We start from the raw sequence: 23,962 nt of genomic DNA on the forward strand, positions 1-23,962 counted from the left end.
TTTATGGATATCTATTGTGATTTTAATACTGCAGCTCCACGAAAAAATGCACCGTTAGTAGAAAAAGAACAACTTAAAGCTCAGCTTCTGTTAAATATCAGACCATGCCTTTCTTATCTATTACCAAGAGGGATATTTCGTGGTGATAAGTTTTATGTAGGCAATGTACAAGGTGATAAAGGAAAGAGTCTAGTAGTAGAATTAAGTGGTAGTGAAGCTGGACTATGGCACGATTTTGCAACAAAAGAAGGTGGAGATATAATTGATCTTTGGGCAGAAGTGCATAGAAAAAGTACTAGAACAGAGTTTACTGAAGTAATGGACTCTATAGCTGAATGGCTTGGTCATTTTAAAAAGATCAAAACTGATAAAACTGCAGGTAATCCAACTGCATATTGGGATTATTACGATGAAAACGGCCAAGCTATTGTTAGAGTCTATCGTTATGATGATAATGGAAAGCGATATCTTCCTTTTGATATTAAAAGATCCGACTTTGGAACACCAGAGATAAGGCCACTATATAATATTCCAGGTATTTTAAAGTCCGATAAAATTATTCTTGTAGAAGGGGAAAAGTGTGCAAATGCTCTCATAGAGCAAGGTATTACTGCCACAACTGCAATGTCTGGAGCAAATGCAGACCCAAATAAAACAGATTGGACACCACTTAAAGGTAAACATGTGATTATTTGGCCAGATAATGATGAACCAGGTAAGAAATACGCTGAAAAATCTGCTATGAAACTTACTTGTCTTGGAGTTGAAGAACTTTGCATTTTGGAAATACCTAAAGATAAACCAAAGGGTTGGGACGCTGCTGATTGCGTGAAAGAAGGTATAAATGTTGAAAAATTCTTATCTTCAATTCCTCAAGTTCCATATGTGAAAAAACTATCAACTACCGAGGAATTCTCGAAAGTTCAAAAAGCAGGACGTCGCATTTCATTTTCAGCAATTCCAGTAATAAAGTATTTAAACGATAAATCACCAATGCCGAAAGACATAATAGCTCCAAGAATTTTAACTCCAGGAGGACTATTGGTGTTTGCAGGTGCACCTAAGGTTGGAAAAAGTGATTTTCTTATTTCTTGGTTATTACATATGGCAGGAGGAGTTCCATTTTTGAACATGATGCCCACAAGACCTTTGAAAATCTTTTACTTACAAACTGAAATTGGCTATCACTATATGCGTGAACGTCTTCAGCAGATTAAACTAAATGAAGAACTTCTTGAAATTGCTGGATATAACTTAGTTATTACACCACAAGTGGAGTTACTTCTAAATGATGATAGTATAGAGATTATTTTAGATAAAATAGAAAGTTCATTTGGCTCGAATGCAGTTGATATAATAGCAATAGATCCACTACGCAATATTTTTGATGCCGGCGAGAATAGTAGTGAAAATGACAACAATGCTATGTTATTCTTTCTACAAGAAAGGGTTGGTAAATTGAGAAAGCTGGCTAATCAAGATGCAGGGGTTATTTTAGTACATCATACAAAAAAGATTCAAAAGAAATCATTAGAAGAAGATCCCTTTCAAAGCTTTAGTGGAGCTGGTTCATTGCGAAGTTTTTATACTACAGGAATGATAATGTTTAGACCAAATGAACAACAAAGCTGTCGTCAGCTAATATTTGAGTTACGCAATGGTCATGCTATTGCATCAAAATACGTTGATAAAGTGAATAATTGCTGGCATACAACGGATTATGAATCACAAAGACTTGTAAACAAAGACTATGGTCAAAAGTTAGATGCAGAGCGTTCACGTAGGTACGATAATATTTTACAATTGATTTACGAAGAAGCACGGAAAGGAAATGTGTATACAACTAGTTCATTTTGTAAGTTATTCGAAAATAAAGCAGGACTTGGTAGCAATCATTCCATTCGTGATCGTATTGATGTTCTTGCTACAAAAGGTTATATTAAATTCAATAAAGAAGGCAAAAATGGAGCAAGGACCAAATATGGAATACTTTGTGTTGAAGGTATGGAAAAAAGAAGCAAAGTGTTTGATCATCAGCTAAACAAGGAAGTTACGATCTATGAGAAAATTTTACCAACTGATTACAAATCACCACAATACGGAGATGTTATTCCTGTAGAAAATCCAAATGTTTGGGTTTACAACGATTAGAGCCAAAATAGTAAAATCACTTATAAGAACTATAAACTATTTAAACAGTTCAGATTTCAGAATTTGCCAGTTTTTGATTAGATTTCACTTAGTTTACAAAATCTGAATTTAGCGATAATTAAAAAAACGCTATATTTTCAGTAACTTAAGAGATTTTTCAGATTTTGGTACTGCAATCTGAGCAAAAGGGAGAAAAGCTAGGAATATAGAGGACTTTATACGGTTTTCAATTTTCAGAATAACTCCTATTATTATATAATAATAATATAGTAGTATGACTTTAAAACATACTACTCTGTTCGTTTCTCTTTTACTTACAATAATAAGTTATGTATATGTGTAAAGCTCTCTTTCAAAGTTATCTGATAAAAGAAATGAAAGAAAACGCTCAGAAAAAACAAATGGCCCGTAATTGCGTTTTAAAGCCATTCTACAACTTCAGGGTAATTATACCACCAAGACCTAGATTAATCATGTAAGATAGCTTAAAACTCGATTGCGAGGTATTTCTAAATTATTTTTTACTTTAAACTTTTACTTGTTATAAAAAAACCTCACTTTAGTTTATCAAGTTTTTTATTCATTGTAAAATATTTTTTCAAAAAAGTAAACAGTTTTCATAATTTCGGTATAGCAAAGTATGTCAGTAGAACAGCTTTTGTTTAAAATCTCTGAGCAATTAATTGCAAAACTCTCAGTGATGAAATCAGCAAATTGTAGAGGTAGATCAAGGAAAAAAGTCTCTAGCTACTGCCATAGAAGAAGAAACAGAAGCTACAAAACCCTTTCAATAGTTCAAGATGGAGACAAAGATCTAAATTTATTTATTTACGTCTCCAATTTTATCGCGTATAACGGAGACAAAGATTTATATTTCGTATTTTATGTCTCCATCATTTATTGGTAGGCAAACTGAGTTAAAACAACTACTGGAGCTTACAGAAAAAAATACTGCATCTTTTGTAGTAGTCAAAGGAAGGCGTCGTATAGGAAAAAGTCGTTTAATTCAAGAGTTTGGTAAGTATTTTGAACAATATTACTCCTTTATAGGTTTGCCACCAGAAAAGCATACTACAATGTCCTACCAACTTAATGAATTTTCTAGACAAGTTGCTAGACAATTTAATACATCTTTTGCTAGGTATGATGACTGGAGCGATTTACTATGGGCAGTTGGTGAACGTCTACTATCAGGAAAAACATTATTGCTGTTTGATGAAATTTCTTGGATGGGCTCAAAAGATCCAACCTTTTTAGGCAAAATAAAAAATTTTTGGGATACGCAGCTAAAAAATAATAACAAGCTAATTTTTGTTGTTTGTGGATCAGCTTCATCCTGGATCGAGAAAAATATACTTAGCAGCACTGGTTTCGTAGGGAGAATATCGTTAACTTTAACACTCGGAGAATTATCACTTTCTGATTGCAATGAATTTTGGCCGAAAAATATTTCAGCATATGAAAAATTTAAGGTGCTTGCAGTAACTGGCGGAATTCCAAAGTATTTAGAGGAGGTAAATTTTAAACATAGCGCTGAAGAAAATATTAAAAGGCTTTGTTTTACAAAAGGTGGGTTTTTAGTTGAAGAATTTAATCAAATATTCTCAGATTTATTCATGCGAAAAACGGCTTTTTATAAGCAAATAGTCAGAGCTCTTTCTACTGGAGCTAAAGAACAAGAAGAAATTTGTGCTACTTTAAATATCGTAAGACATGGACGCATTTCTGAGTATCTACATGAGCTTGAGCTTGCTGGTTTTATTGCAAAAGATCATACTTGGAGTATAAAAACTGGTACTGATTCACGACTCAGGAGATACAGACTTCAAGATAATTATTTAAGGTTTTATCTAAAATATATCGAAAAAGATCTAGGAAAAATTAGTCGTGACACCTATTCTATAGGGTTCTTACCAGAGTGGTATACAATTATTGGGCTTCAATTTGAAAATTTGGTGCTGAACAATAGAAAGAGTATACATAATATCTTAGGAATTGATGGAATAATAAGCGAGAATCCATTTTTTCAGAAAAGAACGCGTAATAGTGCAGGTTGTCAAATTGATTATATGATTCAAACGAAGTTTAACACTCTCTACATTTGCGAAATCAAATTTTCAAAAGATAAAATTGGTCATTCAATAATACAAGAGGTACAAAAGAAAATAGATGCACTAAATCGTCCAAAAGGCTTTTCATGTCGTCCAGTCCTTATCCACGTTAATGATGTAAGTGATGATGTTATAGATAGTGGTTACTTTTCACATATAATTGATTTTGGAAAATTATTGAATTGTAAGTAATGTTTCTTCTGACTGAAAAAATAGTAGTTTCTACAGTTATTCTTAAGTTTATAGAGTTTGCTAACATTAGTATCTTTGGCTTTAAAAGAAGGGGATGGAGCCAAAATAATCTCTCTACTACAATACCATTCTTTAAAACGTCTTTAGAGGGCTATTATAGCGTTATTGATGATTTAGATAGGTTTTGTATGTTTTTACCAAAAACTCATGTAATCTCTTTTCAGCTCAAGTAAAAAGTTATTTCCAAAATGGAAAGGACTCAAATAGCGAAGATTTCTGTTGTAAAAGACATAATGCTCTTTTTAATTTCTTAGCTGTCTTAAAATTATTTTAACTTTTTTTCAGAAACTCCCGGAAAAAGTGGTCGGTATATATTAGTATAGGGGCATTGAATGTAGATGTGCTTCAAACACAAAAGTCGGCAAACGAACAGAGTAGAAAAGATTGAAGAAAGCAAAAGAAATTTAGGCTTTTACGTAATTGAGAATTTGTATTTTTTTTAGATAAGGCAAAAACTGTATTTTAAAGCTAGATGTGACTTTAGGGTAAAATACCAACCAAAGAACGCTTCTTTAAAACTTGATCACAAGCCTTGTCACAAATTTTACTTTTTCCATTGTAACATCTTTTACTTCTCTTCAACACAGTTAACGAACTACTTTTATCAGCACAGTGAAAGGGTTAATACGGTAGCCATAATCTTTACGCGATGATCCAGGCCAACCAACTGTTTGAATCACATCATTACGTTCGATGTTTAATCCTAACTTTTTAGCTAAGGTGGTTTTTATTGTTCTTTGGATTGTGTTTAGTGGTTTTCTGATGTGATGTTCTGGGTCTGCTTCTGGATCAAGATTTAGGCGTTTTTCTATTTCAGTTATGCTAAGCAACATGTGTTTTTCAGGAGGTAATTCTTTTTTACAATCATTCAAAAATTGTTCAAATAATACGCGCAAAACTTTCATACATGCTACAGCTTTCTTATTTAGAATCTCTATATTGTTTACGTAAAGTGAGCCCTCTATCAATTGCAACTTTAGTAATTCCTTCTCTTTAGGAGGTTCAATTAGATTAAGTGCAGTATGTAAGATTTGCATTGAAGTATTTGGTATTAACTCTGGTACTCCTCTTTGTACTGCTTCTTGAAATACTTCAATTAAAGTCTGATGCTGAAAGAAAAGGTCAACCATTTTTACTATGGGCAAATCAAGAGGTATGTTTGATGGATTTTTTCTCAGTATTATTAATACAGTTGGATTAGCTTTAAGCTTATCTATCGTTAAGAATGTTGGATTGGTGCAAAAATCAAGAACAATGAGATTTACAAATTGACCTTGGTCACCAACATGATAAACTCCTCTTTCCACCTTTTGCCACATGAAATGCGTATTACTTAGCTGACCTTCAAACCAATGCATGATTTTCTCTGGGTTTAAATATACAGATAAGCGATGAAATCTTTGCTTCTTGTAGGTATTAGGTAAAATATCACGGTTGCAATTTTCACAAATTATGTTATCGCATGCTTCGTTAAAGTCCTCATCAATGAAAATCTCATTGTTACAGCATGGATCAACTATATTGGGCCAATCTAATTTATCTTGTCTACGAGAGCAGATAATGTAAGACCTCTCTTGCATCTTAATTAATTCAAGATCTGACAAATACCTTGCTGCTTCGATGTAATTTTGATTTGGATTAACCCAAGAGCTGCTAGAATTAAGAAGATCAGAGATTTGCTCTTGGCAAGATTGTAAGACCATAAAATTGTTTTATGTATGCTTTAAAATCCTCTCTTTCCCTTTTATTCAGAGGATGTTCAGAGTAGTAAATTGCTATATACTCATCACTTCGCTTGAAAAATAAGCCTATCTTTTTGCCTTGAAATATTACTTTAATCGACTCTATAAATGGCACTATGTCTCCTACAAATGGCTTTAAAACATGCAATTCCGGTGCAATAGGATCATATGGAGCAACAGTCAAAGTGATATTAGTATAGCTGTAATTGAAACGATTTGACTGAAACTTTAACTCAAAAACACGAATATTTGAATCAGATTCATTAATACAAGTTTCTATAAATTTATGTACCTGTTCCGCGAAGTTTTTATCCTGCACATCTACAAAAATACATTCGCAGCCAAAGTAACAACTTGCAATGCTATTTGCTATTTCTATAGCTTGATCAATATTTCTAGCACCAAGATCTACCTGAGTGCCATTTAGTAGAAAATCCAAAATCATCCACTCTGCCTTATGGCCATGAATAACTTTGTTTGAATTTAACAACAAATCTATATCGCTAGCTTTTCGTATTAACACATATAAACGATTCTGATGATAGAAGAAACCTTGTAGTTGATTCTCGAAACTGTCATTTCTCTTAATGTTATCTTCTTTCAGTATTTGTTGTATGATTTCCTCTGAGATAAAGTCCTTAAATGGAGTACTTGGTCGTCTTGGTATTTTTTGTAAGGCAAAAGACATGAAACTCTTTCTTTGTATTTTTTCAAAGTGATAGACAGACTTTAAAAGATTGTAATTTGCATGAAACAGTAGAAACAGCAAAGACTTCTTATCATATTTATTATTATTTTTTACAAGGTAGGATTTCATGAGTTCTGTAGTTAATGCAGATCTTGCAATTTCACTGACAGTAACTTCTAGTTTTGCACGGTCAAAACAGGTAATCAAGTAGTAAGTAACGAGAGAATCGGAATAATTAGCAATCACTTTACGTTTGTATTGTACAGATGTATTATCGTAACTTTCATCATCAAAGAGTTGAGCGTTTAATTTATCTTTAAAGGAGTTTTGAAAAATAATATTTAATTGCTTACCAGAAAGTGAATCTATCCAAGACTGACGTGTTTTTGTATTGTGAAAACGATCAAGCAAATGGTTAACAGGGACTTCTAAATCATCTTCCCAAAATTTACGATTTGGATAAATGTTCATAAGAAACTAACCACACCATAATAACATAATAGACTATTTAAATAGTTAAGATAGAAATCTGAAAGTCTTGACCAATAATTATGCAAGGGCTGTTTACTAATTTTTAACCAAGTTTTTTCTAAAAAGTTTGCTTAAGAAGAAGATTTTTTGGACAAAAATTTTTCAAATCCTGAATATATATTATATAGCACTCTAGCGAAACAAATTCTGAATATAAATGTCAATCCTAACACTGGACCTTGGCAAGCAAACGGGCTGGGCAATTCTAACAGATGGAATAATTGAAAGTGGAAGCAAAAGCTTTCATGGTAGTCGTTTCAGTGGAGGTGGCATGTGCTTCTTGAATTTTCGTAATTGGCTTAATTCTTTGAAGGACATTTCTGCAGTGTATTTTGAGGAAGTAAGAAGACATTTAGGAACTGATGCAGCGCATTGCTATGGCGGTTTTCTTGCAGTGCTGTCTGCTTGGTGTGAAGAACATCACGTACCATACAAAGGTGTTAATGTTAAAACTATAAAACGCTTTATAACAGGCAAAGGCAATGCAAGTAAGAGTGAAGTTATTGAAGCGATACGTGAAAAAAGTTTTTCACCTAGAGATGATAATGAGGCCGATGTTTTGGCATTAATGTTCTACGTTATGAATTTCAGTAAAGATTTTAACATATCAAAAATACCATAAAAGTGGGTCCTTTCGGCCAGGCTGGCGGGTTTGGTGGGTTCGACCCCAGGCCTTCTTTAGCGTCAGAGATATTTTAAATATTAACTTTTTAATTATTAAGAATTTAAATTATATGAATTTAGCAATCCACTACTATCCTGTTGAAAACCTCGTCGAATATAAGCGTAATCCTCGTAAAAATGACGATGTAGTCAACAGAATGTGTGCTTCTATTCGGGAATTTGGCTTTCGTATACCAATAGTTGCAAAAAGCGATGGAACTGTGGTTGATGGTCATTTAAGACTTAAAGCAGCAAGAAAACTTGGTATGGAAAGTATTCCAGTGGTCTTAAGTGATAATCTAAATGAACCACAAACCAAAGCTTTTCGATTACTGGCAAATCAATCAGCTAATTGGGCAAAGTGGGATGATGATCTTTTGAAGGTGGAAATTCAAGAATTAGAAGATTTGCAGTTTGACCTAAAAATGACAGGATTTGAATTGGAAAAGGTTCAAAACTTTCTTGATGATTTAGATAGAGAAGAAGAAGATTTTTCTGACTTGGTTGGTGATGAAAAAAGGGTAGAAATAACAAAACCAGGGGATTTATGGATTTTAGGTGATCATCGAATCTATTGTGGTGATAGCTCTGTAGTTGAATCATATAAAGTGCTGTTAGATGATAAAATGGCAGATATTACTGTTTGTGATCCTCCATATAACGTTGACTATGGTAGTAGGGAAGATAAAAAGATATTAAACGATAATCAAGGTGAAAAGTATGAGCTTTTTCTCTATGACATCTGTTCCCATATTTTAGCATATACGAAAGGTGCAATTTACATCTGCATATCATCATCAGAGTTTTCAACGTTGCAAAAAGCATTTGAGGAAGCAGGAGGGAAATGGTCAACATTTATCATTTGGGCAAAGAATCACTTTACGCTAGGCAGATCAGATTATCAAAGACAATACGAAGCAATGCTCTATGGATGGAAAAGCGGTAATAAACGTGAGTGGCATGGAGGAAGAAATCAAAGTGATCTGTGGTTTTATGATAAGCCAACACATAACTCACTACATCCAACGATGAAGCCAGTAGAGCTAATGGAGAGAGCAATAGTAAACAGCAGCAGATCAGGAGACATAGTACTTGATCCATTTAGCGGTTCTGGCAGCACACTGATTGCATGTGAGAGAACAGGAAGAATTTGTAGGACAATAGAGCTAGATTCAAAATTTGTAGATGTAACCATAAAACGTTGGCAAGTATACACAGGTAGGGAGGCAATTCTTTCTGGTACTGGTAAAACTTTTGCAGAAATTCAAGAAGAAAAGCAGTAAGAAAAAAGTGGAAGAGATAATGCAAACAGAAATTTAGTAAGCCTGAGTAGTTGTAATATTAATTTACTGGTATATACCGTATTTTAATTAGTGTAATGTAGTACATGTAAATCAATTTTAAATTAAATAAGATGTACTCAACGAATCAATCAAACACGTTACCTAAAATCGTAACGTTGCAAACAAATAATGAAGTATCGTTCTCTGAAGAAGTAGAAAATAATGCTTCAAATTCTACACTATCTGTTAAGCAGAGGGTGGAAGCAATTGAATTATCGCAAAAAGGTACGAAGCAAACTTATGATAGTCACGACCTGAAGCAGTGCAACACTGAATACAAAGCAGCTTTTTCAAATGTGATTAGTAATGGTAGTGATGGCAGTATTACACTAGAAATGGACGAGGCAGGTGCTGATCAATTTGATGCACTTTCAGCATTGGATGAGGGTGAAGACATAGACGCTGAATTCAATGCACTTTTTGAAAAAAATAAAATAGGATATAACCGTCCGTATTCTCCTGATCAGTTTAATGTGGCATTCAGCACACCTTCCAACTACCAAACATATAACACAATAGATGTGCATGAAGAGGATAGAAAATCAGGGGATAAGCCAAAGTCATTACCTAAAATCGTACGGCAGGACAATAGTAGGAGTGTGGCTCCACCTTCACCTAGAACAGCAGCAAATCATGTGTCAAATATTATACAGTCTATTGCACCATCAAAATCATCATTAGAAGTAAAATCATATAACGAGGAAAATATCGAGGAACTAGTTAATGCTGATCCTATTTATTCAGAAATAAACGAAGAACTAGCTAATGGCGAGCCTATTTATTCAAAAATAAACCAAGATACAAAATCTCCAAAAAAGGTTTTAGAAGGGAGTGATAGCGGAATAAGTGGTAATAGCTTTGGAGTACAAAGGTCAGATCTACAGAAACTGAAAGATAACTCAATATCTGATAGAAAGGGAGCATCAGAAAGGTCATCTATTGACACACTTAGTGATATATCTTCAAATATTTTGCCACATGAAAGTGATCAAACAAATAGTGGAGGAGTGAATTCAGAAACTCCATTAGTTAAAACAAAAAAGAAAACAAATAGAATTTTGCCAAGAGTAAAATATGCAGTGCAGCAGAAGGAATTTATAATTTTCGGTATAGCTGCTGTTGCACTTAGCGTTTCTGCAGCTTTGGTATATTTACAGGATAAAGCACAATTTATTGCATTTTTTGCAAACAGTGTCATCTATGTAACTATACCAATTCTAGCTGTTGCATTATTGGTTGCAATTAGTCCGATATTTTGTGGAATAAAGCAATTTAGAGATACTGAAGAGTGTCAAATAGGGAGAAAGAATGCGAATGAAACTTTGAATCAGGTGCGAGAGTATCAATCAAAAGATAAAGTAATAAAATCAGTCAAACTGGAATACGGCAATGGTACTCATTCGCATTTTACACTTAACGCTTGGGAGGGTAAGAACAACTTCATTAATATTGACGACAAAGTCATTAGTAGAAGAAATAAAGTAGAATCAGTAATCAAAGATAGGCCATTATTTACAGCATTATTAAGCAGTTTGGTTGCTGCAAATATAGTATTGCCTTTATTACTGTATGTAGAAGGTGGTATTAATAGTGTACAGAAGTTTTACCAGAACGCTTTGATTAATAACGTAGGGTTATCACTACTTATAGGCTCGAGTATACTTGCACTATCAGTGATATTCCTTGGAGTACATTACTACAGAAAAACAAATTGCACAAATCTTGTATATTGTGAGGAAAGAATTGAACCAGAAAAAGTTAATGGAAAGTTCATTGAGGAAACAAAGGAAGCAAGGACAAAAGTGCTTGAAGAAAACCATAGTAAAGATGCTAAATGCAGCAGTTTAACGCTAGAGCAAGTAGTGGTTGAATCTCATAACTACAAAGATGTAATTTATAGTATTAGTTGAAAATAGCCAAATTTCACTATGTAAAAAGAAAGCAGCTATAAACCGGAGTACTTCGCTCTATATTAGTAAAATATCTCTAAGACGCTGGCAAGTATAAACAGGTAGGGAATTGCTGATACTGGCAAAACCTTTTCAGAGATTCAAGAAGAAAATTCGTAGAAACAAGAGAGAGGAGAAAAAAAAGTGAAAATCACACAAACAGAATGGGCAAGAGAGATAGGAGTATCAAAGCAATATGTCTGTTATTTAGTAAAAAAAGGAATAGTTGAGTTGGAGGATGGACTCATTGACCGAGAACAAGCAAACAGGGCTATAGAAACAATCAGAGATCCAAGTCAGCCACTGAGGAGGAAAAATCCAGAAAACGAAAATACAAGTAACCTTTCCACGATGTTGCTAAAAACTAGAATAAAAAATGAAATGGAACGAGGTAAACTGCTTGAGGCAAAGGCAAAAGCTGAGATTGGTGAACTTGTAGCAGTAGAGGAAGTAAAGCGCGAAGCATTTAATGTAGCAAGAGTTGTCCGTAATAATTTGCTTAATATTCCAAATAGAGTTTCAGCACTGCTTGCATCACTGAGTGACACTGAAAAGATTCATATGGCGCTAACTGAAGAGATTACAAACTCATTACAAGAATTATCTAATACTAAATTTCAAATATAAAAAAGATTTTGAATATAAAATGGCTGATAACTTAAGTTTAGAGTTAATAAAATGCCTCATTAATCAACCTGGATTAGATGTTAATGTCAGAGGGTTAAACGGAAAAACTCCACTGCATTGCGCTATAGAGTTTAAGCATGGTGGATTTGTTACTCACGAAGAAGAACATTAATCCTTTTGTGGAAGATAATGAAGGTTCTTGATTACGCCAAAGAAGGGAAAAAAGCAGAAATATTACAAGCACTAATTAATAACAAGTACGGGTCAGAACAAGATAGCTTACTTCATTTAGCTGCAATGATAGGTGAAATTAATGCAGTGAGATATTTGATCAGAAAAGGTATTGACGTTAATGTACGAAATGCTTTGCACCATACTCCATTACATCTAGCAGCAGGCATAGGACATGCAGAAGTTGTAAAGATTTTGATAAGAGAAGGAAAAGCTGAAATAGATGTCTTTGATGCACGAAATCAGACACCAATGCACTATGCAGTTAATAATAAAAAGTTGGAGATAGTAAAGTTACTGCTGAAGCTTGGAGCAGATGTGAATAGTGCACGCATGGGACAAAACTCAATACCTGTGCATATAGCTGTAAGTAATGCTAATTACGATGAAAGAGACTTATGTCTTGATATCCTCAAATCCTTAATAAAGGAGCCTAATGCTCAAGTAAATTTGCAAGACTACGAAAATAAAACACCACTACATTATGCTGAAAGACTAAAAACAATAGAAGTTTTACTAACGCGAGAAGATATAGACCCTCTGGTAAAAGACGATAGCGGTAAAACACCATTTGATTACGCTAAACCTGAGATAAAGAAGGCTTTGATGAGTAATAAATACGGTTCTGAAAAGAATAGTCTACTCCATTTAGCTGCACAAAGAGGAGAAATTGAGATTGTAGATGCAATTTTAAGAGAAGAAATCGATATTGATATTGTAAATAATAAAGGTTTATCACCGGTTTACCTTGCTGCGGAAAAAGGGCATTTACATGTAGTAAAGTTATTGCTGAAAAAAGGAGCAAATTATACACCTGTTTTACATTTAGCAATTAAATCAAACAATTTAGAGTTACTTAAAGTTTTGTTTACTGAAAAAAATGGGTCTTTGCTCTGCAGAGATACCGTTGTTAATTTTCCAACCCTTCATAATAAATATATAGCACAGAGAGAAATAGCAGATAAAAGGACGAAAAAACATAATAATATTATCTGCATCTATACTACAGTCAGCGCAATAGCAGTAGCAGTATATATAGGGTTGATAACAACAACAATAAGCAGTGCAATCATTTTTGCAACAATAACAGGGGTATTTGTGCTTGTTATAGCAATAATGATAAGTGAGATGAGCAAAAGATATATAGAAAAGGAATTTCAGAAAAAGATGTTTATGGAATTGGATGAGTGTAGTTCTATTGTTAATGATGTCGAGATAGAACCAGTTATGAGTAGATGCAGACAATGATATACGCTACATCTTTTTCTGAAGGTTTAAGGCCAGATCCCCAGCTTAAAGTATCAGAGTGGGCGAATGAGTATCGAGTTTTAGCGCCAACTGCAGCATCAGAGCCAGGTAAATGGAGAACAGAAAGAACTCCTTATTTAAAAGAAATAATGGATTCACTATCACCATCTTCACCTGCAGAAAAAGTAGTATTCATGAAAGGAGCGCAGATTGGGGGAACAGAAGCTGGCAACAATTGGATTGGCTATATCATCGATCAAACACCAGGTCCAATGCTGGTAGTACAGCCAACAGTTGAAATGGGAAAACGTTGGTCAAAGGGAAGATTTGCACCACTGATTGAAAGTACACCATGTTTAAAAAGTAAAGTAAAAGACCCAAGGTCAAGAGATTCAGGGAATACTGTACAAAGTAAGGAGTTTCCAGGTGGAATAGTAGTAATAACTGGAGCGAATAGTAGTGTAGGACTGAGATCTATGCCAGTAAAATATCTCTTTCTTGATGAAATAGATGCCTACCCAGGAGATTCAGGAGGAGAAGGAGATCCAGTACTGCTCAGTATTGCTCGAACTAATACATTTGCAAGGCGAAAGATTTTTTTAGTATCGACACCAACGATTCATGGAATAAGCAGAATTGAGAAAGAATTTGAAGCAACAGATAAGAGATATTTTTTTGTTCCCTGTCCGTATTGTAATTACTATCAAGTTCTAAAATGGTCACAAATAAAATGGGAAGATAAAAATCCAAGTACAGCACACTATATATGTATAGAATGTGGTGAAAAGATAGAAAATCATCAAAAGACAGAGATGCTTGAACGTGGAGAATGGAGAGCTACAAATCAAGTACACAATAGCAAAGTAATAGGATTTCACCTTTCAAGTCTTTATAGCCCAGTTGGGTGGTATAGTTGGCAACAAGCAGTAGAGGATTTTCTCCATGCAAAAGAAAGTGAACAATTACTAAAAGTTTGGATCAACACAACGCTTGGAGAAACCTGGGTAGATAAAGGAGAAGTACCTGATTGGAAGCAATTATTTAACAGGAGAGAATTTTTTCAGATTGGCACAGTACCAAGGAGAGAAGTGGTACTTACTGCAGGAGTAGATGTCCAAAAAGATCGTCTAGAGGTGGAAGTTGTAGCATGGGGAAAAAGTCGTGAAAGTTGGTCAATAGACTACCGAGTATTTGAAGGAGATACAGGAAGTAGAGAAGTATGGAAAAAGCTTTCTGAGCTCCTCAATCATCATTTTATTGGTGAAAATGGGCTTGAATATATGATAAGTATGATGGCGGTTGATGCAGGGTATGCAACGCAGGAAGTTTACAACTGGGTGAGAAGTCATCAAGGGTCTGGAAGAGTAATGGCAGTGAAAGGTGTAAATAAAGCACTAGTGCCGCTGAGCAGCCCAAGTAGAGTAAGTTGGAGGGCAAAAGCTGAAAAGAGGAATAAAGCTCTGGCCAGTAGGAGTATCGATATTAAAGTCAGAGCTTTTTCAATTACTTAATGTTTTAAAAGAAGGTGAAGAAGCTCCAGCAGGATACTGTCACTTTCCGGAGTATGCACCTGAATATTTTAAACAGCTAACAGCAGAGCAATTAGTCAGCAAGGTAGTAAAAGGATACACTAAACAAGAGTGGCAAAAGGTAAGAGAAAGAAATGAAGTACTAGATTGCCGAATTTACGCAAGAGCAGCATCGATAGCACTGGGAGTAGACAGATGGCCAGAGAGTAAATGGAATAGTTTGAGTGGAAAAATAGAAAGTAAAAAACCTAAAAAAGTAAGACAGAGTAAGTGGTTGGAAAATGTATAACGAAGAGTATTTACTTCAAGTCGAAGAAGCGATAAAGAAGCTACAAAATGGAGAGCGAGTAGTATCAATTGCATATGGTGATCATGTTGTGAGATATGCTGAAGTACAGATAAATGACTTGCTCAGCCTCAGACAACGCATCAAAAGTGAACTAAAGATTGCTGGAATGAAGCCGAAGAGAAAGATTGTTTTTTCAACGAGTAAGGGGATCATATAATGATGAAAATCGTTGAAAGGAATCACATGACAAAAATTATAGCAAAAGAATATACAGAATTCTTAGAGCAGCTCAAAGAACAGATTGCTACTAGTCGTTATAAAGCAGCACTGGCAGTAAATAGCAAGCTTATTGTACCATATTGGTACAGAGATCTTAAAGCGCCAAAAAGAACATGGCTGGGGTGCTAAAATCATAGATCAGCTAAGTAAGGATTTAAGAAGCGCATTTCCAGAAATGAAGGGATTTAGCGCTAGGAATCTTACTTATATGCGTCAATTTGCTGCAGAGTATCAAGATACTGAATTTACGCAGCAGGTTGCTGCACAATTGCCTTGGTTTCATATTGTAGTTATTTTAGATAAAGTAAAAGATCCAAAGGAAAGACTATTCTATTTTCAAAAGGCTATAGAGCACGGTTGGTCACGTAGTATAATGGTGATGCAAATCGAACGTGGATTGCACAAACGTCAAGGAAAAGCTGTTACTAACTTCAAAGATAAGTTACCTTCACCTCAATCAGATTTAGCGCATTATACATTAAAAGATCCATATATTTTTGATTTTTTGAGTATAGGAGATGACGCTCATGAAAGAGAAGTAGAAAAAGGTCTTGTAGGCCATGTGGAAAAATTTCTGCTAGAGCTAGGGGAAGGATTTGCATTTGTTGGTAGGCAGTTTCACTTAGATGTTGGAAATAAAGACTTCTATATTGACTTATTGTTTTATCATTTAAAGCTACGTTGCTTTGTAGTAATTGAGCTAAAAGACAAGGATTTCAAGCCAGAGTATGCAGGTAAAATGAATTTTTATCTTTCAGCCGTTGATGATTTACTAAAGCATGAGACAGATCAACCATCTATAGGATTAATTTTATGCAAGTCAAAGGATAATGTACTAGCTAAGTATACATTGAAAGACATAAATAAACCGATAGGGTTGGCAGAATATAAAATTACTGAAAATCTACCAGAGAATATAAAGGCAGCTTTACCAACAGTAGAAGAGCTAGAGGCTGAGTTATCCAAAGTTTCAGATCAGGAAAAGTAATGCTATTAAAATCGTTCAAGCAATTATTTAGCAAACCAAAGATAAAAAGCTCAGCATGGGATGCAGCAGGTTCAGGAAGAAGATTTTTTCACTTTCAACCAGAGTTATGAAGTATAAACAATTTGTTGTCTCAAAACCTTGAAACTTTACGTAGCCGCTCTCGTGATATGGTAAGAAAAAATCCTTACGCTGCAAATATAATTGATACGATAGTAAGTAACTCTATTGGAACAGGAATAAAACCACAATCAAAAGCAAGAGATGGAAAATTTCGAAAGAAAGTGCAAGAGTTATGGCTAAAATGGACAGATGAAGCAGATAGCTGTGGAATAAGTGATTTTTATGGATTACAAGCTCTAGTGTGCAGAAGTATGATAGAGGGAGGAGAATGTTTTGTACGTTTAAGAACGAGAAAGCTGGAAGATAGATTTTCTGTACCATTACAACTGCAAGTACTTGAGTCTGAACATTTAGATAATAAAACAAATCAAACTTTAGGAAATGGTAATATAATAAGAAACGGGATTGAGTTCAATAGACTTGGGCAGAGAGAAGCATATTACCTATTTAAAGAACACCCTGGTGAAGGTTCGTTTGGCGAATCAGTGAGAGTGCCAGCAAACGATGTTTTGCATATTTATAAACCACTAAGACCTGGTCAGATAAGGGGAGAGCCATGGCTTTCTAATATACTGCTAAAGCTTTATGAGCTTGATCAATACGATGATGCAGAATTAGTAAGAAAAAAGACAGCGGCGATGTTTGCAGGATTTATTACGAGACTCGATCCAGAAGCAAATATTTTAGGAGAAGGTGAAAGTAATGAGCAAGGAGTAGCACTATCAGGTTTAGAGCCAGGAACAATGCAGCTTTTAGACCCAGGAGAAGACATAAAATTTTCAGAGCCATCTGATGTTGGAGGAAGTTATATGAGACAGCAACTGAGGGCAATAGCAATAGGCACAGGGATAACATATGAGCAGCTAACAGGAGATTTAACCGGTGTTAATTATTCATCCATTCGAGCAGGGCTGATAGAGTTTCGCAGAAGGTGCGCAATGTTACAACATAACGTGATAGTGTTCCAGTTTTGTAGACCTATTTGGAATAGATGGCTAGAATTAGCAGTACTTTCTGGAGAACTCCGTATAGATGAAAAAGTAGTAAAAGCAGCGAAAGAAGAAGTAAAATGGATACCACAGGGATTTGATTGGGTGGATCCACTGAAAGACCAGCAATCGCAGCAAATGGCAGTAAGAAATGGATTTAAGAGTCGATCGGAAGTAGTATCAGAAATGGGTTACGATGTTGAAGAAATAGATCAAGAAATAGCAGAAGATCAAAAACGTGCAAATAGTCTCAACTTAATGTTTGACTCTGATTGTAAAGGATTATGATGCTCTTAGGAAAACCATTAATGCTTGAGCCAAGAAGTTTTGAGCTATTGTCATTGAACAATCAAAAACATCCTACGTTTAAAAACATAAAGCACTCCATCAAAAGTAACGTAGAAAGAACTGCAATTATACCAATACATGGAATCTTGACTAAAAAACCAGGTGCGTTTGATGAAATGCTCGGGATGACATCATATGAGCAAATAGAAGAACAAATTAAACAAGCATTAGCAGATAGTAGCATAGAGACAATTATGCTGGAAATAGATAGCCCCGGAGGAGAGGTAAACGGTATATTTGACCTAGCTGACTTTATTTATGAATCAAGAGCAAAAAAGAGGATAATAGCGATAGCAAATGATGATGCATATTCTGCTGCATATGCTATAGCTTCTAGCGCTGAAAAGATTTTTCTCACCCGCACTTCAGGAGTAGGAAGCATAGGGGTAATCGCAAGTCATATAGATCAAAGTGAATTTGATGAAAAGTGTGGAATAAAATATACCACAATATTTGCAGGAAGGCGTAAAAATGATTTAAACCCGCATGAGCCTATTAACTCTGAAGGTTTAGAAAGTTTGAGAGAGGAGATAGATCGTTTATATGAGATGTTTGTGCAGCTAATAGCACGGAATCGAAATCTTTCTGTAGAAGCAATTAAATCAACGGAAGCAGGGCTATATTTTGGTGGGAAAGCAGTAGAAATAGGTCTTGCAGATGGAATTACAATTCTTTCAGAGTTAAAATCTATTAATAAAAAAGGGAGTATTACTATGAATGAACAAACTAGAACTGACCTAAAAACTGATAATTTAACTAAGTATCGTACTGAAGTTCTTGAATTAATACGTTTATGTAATTTATCGAAGATGCCAGAAAAGATAGGAGAATTTATTGAGCAGAATGTTAGCAGCAAACAAGCACAAGAAATATTAATGTCGATACTTGCAGAACGAACAATGAAGACTGAAATTTTAAGCACATTACCACAGAATTCGTCAGAAGATTTAATGATGCAGGTAGCAAGAAGTCGTGCACAATCTGGCATTTAGAATATTCGTAGTATAACAAAAGTAAAAAATAAAGGGGAAAAGCAAAATGAGTACTATAACAGAACAAAATAACCTTGGGGATCTTCTGAAATACGAAGTTTCAAATCTATATTCAAGAGACCAAATAACAGTAGCTAAAGGTCAAAATCTTAAGCTTGGTGCAGTAGTTGCCAAAAAGACGGAAGATGGTTTTATTAGAGTACTTAATCCCACTGGAACAGACGGCACACAAACAGCAATAGGTGCAATAGTAAGTGATGTAAATGCGACAGAAAATGCCAAAGCAGTAATTATTACTCGTGGTGCAATACTAGCAGATCATGCAGTTGTGTGGCCAGCAAATATCACTGAAGAACAGAAAGCTGAAGCAATAAAGCAACTTGAAGCACGAGGGATCATTATCCGCAAGGGAGTTTAACTAAAATTAATAAGGAGAAAAAGAATGCAAAATCCATTTACAAATACAGCATTTAGCATGACGGCGCTAACAAATGCGATAAATATATTGCCGATAAATTATGGACGTGTTGAAAATTTAAACTTGTTTCCAAATAGGTCAGTAAGATTTAGACATATCACCATAGAAGAACATAATGGAGTTTTAAGCCTGTTGCCAACACAAGTTCCAGGAGCACCAGCAACAGTAGGAAAAAGAGGAAAAAGAAAGGTAAGAACGTTTACGATTCCACATATTCCACATGATGATGTAGTGTTACCAGAGGAAGTACAGGGAATAAGGGCATTTGGATCAGAGAGTGAACTTAAAGCGCTGGCAGATGTAGTAACGGATCATTTGCAGCTAATGAGAAATAAACATGCAATAACGTTGGAGCATTTGAGAATGGGAGCGCTGAAAGGAATAATTTTAGATGCTGATGGGTCAGAATTATTAAATCTGTACAACGAATTTGAAATTACACCAAAAGTAGTAAATTTTGCCCTTGGAACAGCAACAACAGATGTAAAGCGTAAGTGTCTGGAGGTATTGCGACATATTGAAGACAACTTAAGTGGCGAATATATGACCGGAATTCATGCCTTGGTAAGCCCTGAGTTTTTTGATGCACTAACTTCTCATGCAAAAGTAAAAGAAGCATATGAAAGATGGCAAGAAGGAGCAGCACTTCGAAATGATATGAGATCAGGGTTTACATTTTGTGGAATCACGTTTGAGGAATATAGAGGGCAAGCAACTGACCCTGAAGGAACAGTAAGAAGATTTATAGAAAAAGATACAGGGCACTGTTTTCCACTAGGAACAGCAAGCACATTTACAACATATTTTGCACCAGCAGATTTTAATGAGACAGTAAATACTCTTGGACAGCCACTATATGCAAAACAAGAGCCAAGGAGGTTTGATAGAGGGACCGATTTACATACGCAGTCAAACCCTCTGCCAATGTGCCACCGTCCAGCAATACTAGTCAAGATATCATCTTAATACCCCCCTCAACAATGAAGTAAAAATATTAACTGACAAGATTACAGTTACAGACCCAACTCATCCACTGTTTGGTAGAACTTTTACCATAGCCTCAAGGGTCCATTGTGGTAGCAATATATTGGTTACTTACCGTAATGATATCATTTTAAGTATTCCGTTTTCTGCTACCAATTTAGTTGATAGGGAAGATTTTATCGTTAGTAAGCTAACATATGAATCATTATATGAATTTGTTTCTTTAGCAAAGGAGTATAAATTACTATGCCATGTAAACCATATCAACTGTGGCAGCGAATGTCACAAAGTTCTAAATTGGAAGTCTTAGAAAATATATTGTTAATATCTCAAGAGGTTATTCATGAGCACGTCAGAGCTAATCACAGTACAACACTTAGCACGCGAAGCAATAATTTATATAAGACAATCAACACCTCATCAAATATTAAGCAATCAAGAGAGTCTAGAACTACAGTATGCGTTGAAGCAAAGGGCAATTGATCTTGGTTGGAAAGCTGATAAGGTTATCATAATTGATACTGATCTTGGTATAACTGGTACTAATATTGAAAAGCGTGAAGGGTTTAAAGAAGTTGTTACTAAAGTTACTTTAGGACAAGTAGGGATCATACTTTCTTATGATGTAACCCGTTTATCACGGAATTGCTCTGACTGGTATCCGTTACTGGATATATGTGGCTATAAACAGTGTTTAATAGCTGATAGGGATGGTATCTATGATCCTGGTAGTATTAATGGTCGATTGTTACTGGGTATAAAAGGGCAACTTGCTGAAGTAGAGTTATCTACTATAAGAGCTCGACTAAATGCTGGATTATTGAATAAAGCAACACGAGGTGATTTAGCCTTAACTCTTCCAGCTGGCCTTGTTCGTTATCCAGACGGTTCAATACATAAGGATCCTAATCTTGAAGTTCAGCATCATATTGAGCTTATTTTTAAAACTTTTTTAGAAAAACGATCAGCAGGAAAGGTTCTAAGATATTTTCATGATCATCAACTTACTATTCCTAGGTATAGCTATTTAAAAGAACTACAATGGGAAAAACCGAAGAGGTGTGCAATTCTCTCGATACTTAAGAATCCAGCTTATGCTGGAGCATTTGTTTATGGTCGTCGTACCACAAATTACAAACTATCCTCTGCTGAAAAAACGACAAAAAGATTGCCAATAGAAAAATGGAAAGTTTTGGTAAAAGATAAATATCCAGCTTATATAGATTGGGAAAGTTTTATAAAAATTCAGACAATGCTAAAAGATAATTATCCAGAATATATGCATGGAAAAACACGCGGAATACCTAGAAAAGGAGCCTTGTTATTGCATGGAATAATCTATTGTGGAGAATGTGGATACAAAATGATAGTGAAGTACAAAAAAGGAAACCAATATATATGTAATCACTCGTACAAACATGGTCTTGAACCTATATGTCAAAGTTTACCTGCTGATGCTATTGACAATGAAGTAGTTCCTAAATTTTTTGAAGCACTTAGTCAAATTGAGTTGGATGCTTATACCAAAGCTATTGATTCACAGTTACAATCTGAACAAGCAATTAATAAAGTACGTTTGCAACAATTAGAACGCTTAAGATATCAAGCTAAGCTGGCAGAACGACAATTTAATCAAGTTGATCCTGATAATCGTCTTGTAGCTGCAGAACTTGAAAAGCGTTGGGAACAAGCATTGAGTGACCTTAAGGATGCGGAGGTTATATTTGAACGTCAACATCCAAAAAAACCTACTCCTCAATTATCTGAGGAACTGAAAGAGGTATTTCTAGATATAGGTAGGAAATTACCTGAAATTTGGTATAAACCAGTTCTGTCACATCAACAACAAAAATCTTTTCTCCGTTGCATAATTGACAAGGTAGTAGCGCACCGAATTAAACGTGATTGCTTACAAATACGTATTGTATGGCATGGTGGAGAAACTACCACTTTTCAGATTCCTATTTCAGTGAATTCTTTTCGTGAATTAACCAACGCAACAGAAATGGAACAACTTATAGTAAAGCTAAGCAAAGATGACAAAACAGATATAGAAATTGCTCAGTACCTGGAAAAACAAGGATATCGCTCTCCCAAGAAGAACACTGTTTTAAAAAGTACAGTAGAAAGGATTCGATTAAAAAATAATATTTCTCAAAAAAAGTATCATCCACTTCCCATTGAAGTACCTGGCTACCTTACTATTTCGCAAGTTGCAAAAATCCTTAAAGTTTCTAGGCATTGGCTTTATGATAGAATTAATAACGGTAAAATTAAAATACAAAAAGATACTAGTAAAGCTAATTGCAAATATTTATTTGAGGATAAATCAGAAACTATTAGAATGTTAATAGATTTTAAAAATGGTAAACTCAACATCATAAATTTTTTATAGGAGCATCAATATGAACGATCAGTAAAAGTCGTTGCAACATAACAATACTGGTAGAGCAACTACAAAAGTGGTGAGGCATGAGGACTGCTCTACCAATATGCCCCTTCTTAGCGTGCATGTAGAGATTAGTGCATAAAGGTGAAATATGCAAGGAAAAATAGAAAGATTATTTGCAGATTGTTTTCGCACATCTTGGGGAGCAAGCGTTGTATGAATCAAATGGATAAGGCATACATGGTACAAATACTTGAAGCAACAGCCAGATAAATTATATGGAATTGGTGAAGGACAATTTGTGGGGGAGATGCTTTTTCTTGAGGTAAGCGTTTTTGATGTATTGAAGCCAATGGTGGGAGATATTTTTGTTATTGATGATCGTAAATATAAAGTACATTCTTCACCGCTGCAAGACAATTCAGGAATGGTATGGAAAATTCAAGCGTCGGGGGTGTGAATGCGTATCAACGTTGAGGTTAGCGATAGCATTGAGAAGGTTATGCAAAGTATAGATGCTGAAAGGAAAAAAGTGGAAAAAGCGACGGAGAGGGCATTAAACAAAACAGCACTATGGTTAAAAGCAAAAGCAGCTAAGGAAATCAGTGAGGAAAAGAAGATAAAATTAACGGTAATGAGAAAAAGGCTGCGAATCTTTAAGGCAAGAACAAGCAGATTAGAAGTGTTAATTAGAGCAAATCTCTACGACATTAGAGCATCGACAATTGGCAAAATACAAAAAACAAGAAGAGGATCGAAAGTAGGAAAGCATGAGTTTATAGGAGGATTTGCAGCAGTTATGCCAAAAGGAAATAGCGGTATTTTTAAACGTGAAGGAAGAGCAGCATTGCCAATAAAGGAAGTAAAACTACCACTGGAACCAGAGGCTTCAAGGATAATATTGTTAATTATGAGGTTGAGAAAGTATTTACAAAATTTTTTGAACGTGAATTAAGTTATATTACAGGAAGTGTATGAATTTTAAAGATTTGCATAATGCAATTTGCACCACACTGAAGAAAGAAATACCAGCAATACAGA

The 23,962-nt window shown here is 34.9% G+C and carries 13 protein-coding genes and 6 pseudogenes; 17 read left to right on the forward strand and 2 right to left on the reverse strand.

The genetic code is table 11. The features are described 5' to 3' along the window. Nucleotides 1-3: 3 nt before the first annotated feature. Nucleotides 4-2,151 (forward strand): AAA family ATPase, encoded by a 2,148-nt coding sequence (locus tag wVul_RS03285; protein ID WP_153295511.1) that lies wholly within the window; start codon nt 4-6, stop codon nt 2,149-2,151. An 884-nt stretch (nt 2,152-3,035) separates the two neighbouring features. Further along, complete coding sequence (locus wVul_RS03295) at nt 3,036-4,454, forward strand: AAA family ATPase (RefSeq protein ID WP_047759169.1); 1,419 nt, start codon at nt 3,036-3,038, stop codon at nt 4,452-4,454. Nucleotides 4,455-5,101: 647 nt separating this feature from the next. On the opposite strand, the gene wVul_RS03305 is transcribed toward wVul_RS03295, so the two are convergent. Beyond that, nucleotides 5,102-6,217, reverse strand: coding sequence for a hypothetical protein (locus wVul_RS03305; protein WP_047759171.1), 1,116 nt, complete (start codon nt 6,215-6,217; stop codon nt 5,102-5,104). After that, the gene (locus wVul_RS03310; RefSeq protein ID WP_047759172.1) at nt 6,183-7,415 is read right to left on the reverse strand and encodes a hypothetical protein; all 1,233 of its coding nucleotides are present in this window, start codon (nt 7,413-7,415) and stop codon (nt 6,183-6,185) included. Before wVul_RS03310 ends, wVul_RS03305 begins: the two co-directional genes overlap by 35 nt. Before the next feature lie 217 nt (nt 7,416-7,632). Here wVul_RS03310 and wVul_RS03315 point away from each other — a divergent pair, with 217 nt between their 5' ends. The 15 genes and pseudogenes from wVul_RS03315 to wVul_RS03385 all read left to right on the forward strand — a co-directional run bounded on the left by wVul_RS03315 (nt 7,633) and on the right by wVul_RS03385 (nt 23,899). Then, a complete protein-coding gene (locus wVul_RS03315; protein WP_047759173.1) occupies nt 7,633-8,097 on the forward strand; it encodes a Holliday junction resolvase in 465 nt (154 codons plus the stop codon). Nucleotides 8,098-8,209: 112 nt separating this feature from the next. Beyond that, complete coding sequence (locus wVul_RS03320; protein ID WP_047759174.1) at nt 8,210-9,421, forward strand: DNA modification methylase; 1,212 nt, start codon at nt 8,210-8,212, stop codon at nt 9,419-9,421. Nucleotides 9,422-9,597: 176 nt separating this feature from the next. Next, a complete protein-coding gene (locus wVul_RS03325; protein ID WP_238580386.1) occupies nt 9,598-11,391 on the forward strand; it encodes a hypothetical protein in 1,794 nt (597 codons plus the stop codon). Nucleotides 11,392-11,574: 183 nt separating this feature from the next. Next, nucleotides 11,575-12,057 carry a hypothetical protein gene (locus wVul_RS03330; RefSeq protein ID WP_047759133.1) on the forward strand — a complete coding sequence of 161 codons (483 nt, stop codon included), beginning with the start codon at nt 11,575-11,577 and terminating at the stop codon, nt 12,055-12,057. Nucleotides 12,058-12,076: 19 nt separating this feature from the next. Next, nucleotides 12,077-13,536: pseudogene (locus wVul_RS03335) on the forward strand (ankyrin repeat domain-containing protein). Beyond that, a pseudogene (locus wVul_RS03340) lies at nt 13,533-15,354 on the forward strand (phage terminase large subunit family protein). Before wVul_RS03335 ends, wVul_RS03340 begins: the two co-directional pseudogenes overlap by 4 nt. Beyond that, nucleotides 15,347-15,571 carry a gpW family head-tail joining protein gene (locus tag wVul_RS03345; RefSeq protein WP_047759176.1) on the forward strand — a complete coding sequence of 75 codons (225 nt, stop codon included), beginning with the start codon at nt 15,347-15,349 and terminating at the stop codon, nt 15,569-15,571. The pseudogene wVul_RS03340 and the gene wVul_RS03345 overlap by 8 nt, the downstream one beginning before the upstream one ends. A 26-nt stretch (nt 15,572-15,597) precedes the next feature. Then, a pseudogene (locus wVul_RS03350) lies at nt 15,598-16,621 on the forward strand (PDDEXK nuclease domain-containing protein). Next, nucleotides 16,621-18,018 (forward strand): annotated as a pseudogene (locus wVul_RS03355) (phage portal protein). The pseudogenes wVul_RS03350 and wVul_RS03355 overlap by 1 nt, the downstream one beginning before the upstream one ends. Further along, entirely contained in the window at nt 18,018-19,070 is a 1,053-nt protein-coding gene (locus wVul_RS03360; RefSeq protein ID WP_047759177.1) for a S49 family peptidase, read from the forward strand. The pseudogene wVul_RS03355 and the gene wVul_RS03360 overlap by 1 nt, the downstream one beginning before the upstream one ends. A 46-nt stretch (nt 19,071-19,116) precedes the next feature. Further along, nucleotides 19,117-19,488: a head decoration protein gene (locus tag wVul_RS03365; protein ID WP_047759178.1), complete on the forward strand. Its 372-nt coding sequence runs from the start codon at nt 19,117-19,119 to the stop codon at nt 19,486-19,488. A 24-nt stretch (nt 19,489-19,512) separates the two neighbouring features. Beyond that, nucleotides 19,513-20,514 carry a major capsid protein gene (locus tag wVul_RS03370; RefSeq protein WP_047759179.1) on the forward strand — a complete coding sequence of 334 codons (1,002 nt, stop codon included), beginning with the start codon at nt 19,513-19,515 and terminating at the stop codon, nt 20,512-20,514. A 361-nt stretch (nt 20,515-20,875) separates the two neighbouring features. Then, nucleotides 20,876-22,927 (forward strand): recombinase family protein, encoded by a 2,052-nt coding sequence (locus tag wVul_RS03375; RefSeq protein WP_047759180.1) that lies wholly within the window; start codon nt 20,876-20,878, stop codon nt 22,925-22,927. A 145-nt stretch (nt 22,928-23,072) separates the two neighbouring features. Next, nucleotides 23,073-23,381: pseudogene (locus tag wVul_RS03380) on the forward strand (head-tail joining protein). Between the two features lie 42 nt (nt 23,382-23,423). Continuing rightward, a pseudogene (locus wVul_RS03385) lies at nt 23,424-23,899 on the forward strand (phage tail protein). The last annotated feature ends 63 nt before the right edge of the window (nt 23,900-23,962 follow it).

This window comes from Wolbachia endosymbiont of Armadillidium vulgare str. wVulC (genome assembly GCF_001027565.1).
Taxonomy (GTDB): domain Bacteria; phylum Pseudomonadota; class Alphaproteobacteria; order Rickettsiales; family Anaplasmataceae; genus Wolbachia.